Here is a 3,122-nt window from a genome sequence, read left to right on the forward strand (position 1 = left end):
GAAGTGAAACGCAGCTGCGACGATGGTAGTGTAGCATTCGCTATGCGAGAGTAGTTCACCGCCAGGCACCCAAATAAACAAGCCCGTCTCGAAAGAGGCGGGCTTTTTGCTTTGCGCTTCACCAACCACATCATTACAATACTGCTATCTGTGTAAACTGGCTTGATCATGCGCACTTTAACTAATATATCTGCAGTTCCTTATTCTACTTTTCGTTTTGATGCCACCTTAAGCTCTGTGCACGAATTGAATTCTGTCAGTGAGCTACATAGCTTTGATGTTGACACGGCACCTATATTGTTGGGTGAGGGTAGTAACACTATTTTTTTGCAAGATCTAACCGTTCCTGTCTGTCGCTTTGTGGCTGATAGCAAAATGGTTACAGAGCTGGGTGCAGATCATGTTTTAGTGCATGTAGAGGCCGGCCATAACTGGCATCAGTTGGTAACTTGGACAGTTGAACAGCAGTTATGGGGCATAGAAAATCTGGCGCTTATCCCTGGCTCAGTAGGCGCCGCGCCGGTGCAAAATATAGGCGCTTATGGGGTAGAACTGGCAGATAGCTGTTTATACGTTGATTTTTACCACTGGCAACAGCGTAAAATACAGCGTATCGCGGCCGGACGTTGTCAGTTTGGCTATCGGGATAGTGTGTTTAAGCATTCTCTGGCTGGTAAAGGTATCATAGTCGCGGTCGGTTTGCGCCTCAGTAAGCGCCCTGCAGCTGTGCTAGCGTATAAAGGTTTGGATCATCTGCCGGCTGACGCGACTATCAACGCTATCTTTGAACAGGTTATTGCTGTGCGTAGCAGTAAGTTACCAGACCCTGCGGTATTGGCTAATTGCGGTAGCTTCTTTAAAAACCCGGTTATAACCAAGCAACAATACTCAGTATTAAGAAAAAAATATACCGATATCCCCGGTTTTAATCAGGCAGACGATAGCGTTAAGGTGCCCGCAGCCTGGCTGATTGAGCAGCAAGGCTTTAAAGGCAAAAACTATGGCGATGTCGGTTGCTACAACTTGCAGCCGCTAGTGGTGGTTAATCACGGCACAGGTACGCCACAACAACTGCTGACTTTAATAGCGGATGTGCAGCACAAGATAGAACAGGCTTACGGTATTCAGTTGGAACCCGAGGTACGGATGTTGAGCAACAGCGGACAGTTACATGACTAAAGCGAGTTTAGTTAGCCAGCGGCAATTATTGAACGCTTTAGCTGCCGGTGAGTTTCAGTCTGGTCAAATATTGGCTGATATGCTGGGTCTAAGTCGCACTGCCGTAGCAAATCATATAAAGCAATTACAGCAACTTGGCTTGGATATTTACAAAGTTAAAGGCCGTGGCTACTGTTTGTCAGAACCTTTAACTTTACTTGATGCTGCGAAGATCAATCAGCTACGTCCAGCGGGCTGTGCCGATATTCTGGTGCAGCACATCACCGATTCTACTAATAGTCAGTTGATGCAAAAAGTTCAGGATGGTGTAGTAACGCAGCCCGGTTATACCATAGTGGCTGAAGCGCAAACTGCAGGAAGAGGGCGGCGTGGCCGAACCTGGTATTCACCCTTTGCCGCCAGTTTATATTTTTCTATGTACTGGCGGTTAGAGCAGGGGATCCAGGCTGCGATGGGTTTGAGCCTGGTGGTAGCCATTGCCATCGCTAGAATGCTGAAACAGCAGTATCAGGTTGAGGCAAAAGTTAAATGGCCAAATGACGTTTACGTTGATGGCAAAAAGCTGTGCGGTATCCTGGTAGAGCTTGCCGGGCAGGCACACGCAGGCTGTGATGTGATCATTGGCATTGGTATGAATATACGCTTGCCACAACAAGCGCTGGACAATATTGATCAGCAATACGTTGATTTAGCCGGGGCCTGTGAAGCTGTAATAGACCGTAATTTATTGGTTGCCATGTTACAACAGCAACTGAGCGGTTTGCTCACAGAGTTTAGCAGTAAAGGTTTTTCTGGCTTTGTTGAAGAGTTTGGTCAATATAATCAGTATCATAATCAAGAGGTCAAACTTATTGGTAGCAATGAGATCAAAGGTATTTGTCTTGGCGTTGACCAACAAGGTGCGTTATTGATTAAAACTACCGAGGGTGTACAAGCTTATTTTGGCGGTGAACTGAGTCTACGGGCGGGAGATTAGCATGTATTTGCTGCTGGACATTGGCAATACGAGGGAAAAGGCCGCTCTAGTGAAACAGGGTAAAGTTAGTGCCTTGCCACAGATGGCGGCGGATAATTTAGCAAAATTGCCGATAAAAGCAGTTTACTTTGCCAGTGTAGCATCGCAGGAGAAGGTAGCTGTAATTAAGCAACTGTTGGGTCTGGATCATTTGCCCTGGCGTCAGGTACATTCTGATGCCCAGGCTTATGGCGTACGCAGTAGTTATCAGCAACCGCAGACACTGGGTGTCGATCGATGGCTGGCGATGTTAGGTGCACAGTTGCTATTTCCGGCTGCACAGGTACTGATCGTAGATGCGGGCACTGCGGTTACTGTAGATTGGTTAGCTAAAGATGGCGCGCATAGCGGTGGCTGGATTATGCCCGGTCTGAAGATGCAACAGCAGGCTGTAGTTAAAAACACGGCCAAAGTGTTTAACGCCGAGTTATTTAACGGCCGGTTAGAACCCGGAGTCGATACGGTAACTGGTTTGCAAAACGGTTGTTTAGCAACCATTTTAGGTGCAATACGATTGGCATGGCAACAAACACCCTGTGACAAGCTGCTGCTAACCGGAGGCGACAGTAAATTCCTTAAACCTTATCTGACTGATTTACCTTTAGTGGTTGAGCCTTTACTGATTTTCCATGGATTAGCGCGCTATATAGACATGTAAGCGACGAATTGTGCACTTTGTGAACGCTTAGGCGGGAATTTCATGCTTTTTTGCTTTTTTCTGTTGCACGCTCCGAACCATTCCACTAGAATTCGCACCCACTGACGTAGTGCCGCTTTAGCTCAGTTGGTAGAGCAACTGACTTGTAATCAGTAGGTCATCCGTTCGACTCGGATAAGCGGCACCATTAGTAGTGGAGGGGTTCCCGAGTGGCCAAAGGGATCAGACTGTAAATCTGCCGGCACTGCCTTCGAAGGTTCGAATCCTTCC

General features: G+C 47.2%; 3 protein-coding genes and 2 tRNA genes. All 5 read left to right on the forward strand.

The features are described 5' to 3' along the window. Window positions 1-168: 168 nt before the first annotated feature. The 5 genes from murB (at window position 169) to MN202_RS20415 (ending at window position 3,122) form a co-directional block, all read left to right on the forward strand. Window positions 169-1,179: a UDP-N-acetylmuramate dehydrogenase gene (gene murB, locus MN202_RS20395; protein WP_335737972.1), complete on the forward strand. Its 1,011-nt coding sequence runs from the start codon at window positions 169-171 to the stop codon at window positions 1,177-1,179. Then, window positions 1,172-2,155 carry a bifunctional biotin--[acetyl-CoA-carboxylase] ligase/biotin operon repressor BirA gene (birA, locus tag MN202_RS20400; RefSeq protein WP_335737973.1) on the forward strand — a complete coding sequence of 328 codons (984 nt, stop codon included), beginning with the start codon at window positions 1,172-1,174 and terminating at the stop codon, window positions 2,153-2,155. The genes murB and birA overlap by 8 nt, the downstream gene beginning before the upstream one ends. Window position 2,156: 1 nt before the next feature. Beyond that, window positions 2,157-2,852, forward strand: a complete 696-nt coding sequence (locus MN202_RS20405; protein ID WP_335737974.1) for a type III pantothenate kinase — start codon at window positions 2,157-2,159, stop codon at window positions 2,850-2,852. A gap of 111 nt (window positions 2,853-2,963) precedes the next feature. Beyond that, window positions 2,964-3,039, forward strand: a tRNA-Thr gene (locus MN202_RS20410). Window positions 3,040-3,055: 16 nt separating this feature from the next. After that, a tRNA-Tyr gene (locus MN202_RS20415) sits at window positions 3,056-3,122 on the forward strand.

Origin of the sequence: Rheinheimera muenzenbergensis (assembly GCF_036984005.1) — a bacterium.
Taxonomy (GTDB): domain Bacteria; phylum Pseudomonadota; class Gammaproteobacteria; order Enterobacterales; family Alteromonadaceae; genus Alishewanella; species Alishewanella muenzenbergensis.

Bases quoted from the DNA above. Each gene is read 5' to 3' on its own strand.
- murB (WP_335737972.1), top strand. From the start codon at position 169: ATGCGCACTTTAACTAATATATCTGCAGTTCCTTATTCTACTTTTCGT.
- birA (WP_335737973.1), top strand. From the start codon at position 1,172: ATGACTAAAGCGAGTTTAGTTAGCCAGCGGCAATTATTGAACGCTTTA.
- MN202_RS20405 (WP_335737974.1), top strand. From the start codon at position 2,157: ATGTATTTGCTGCTGGACATTGGCAATACGAGGGAAAAGGCCGCTCTA.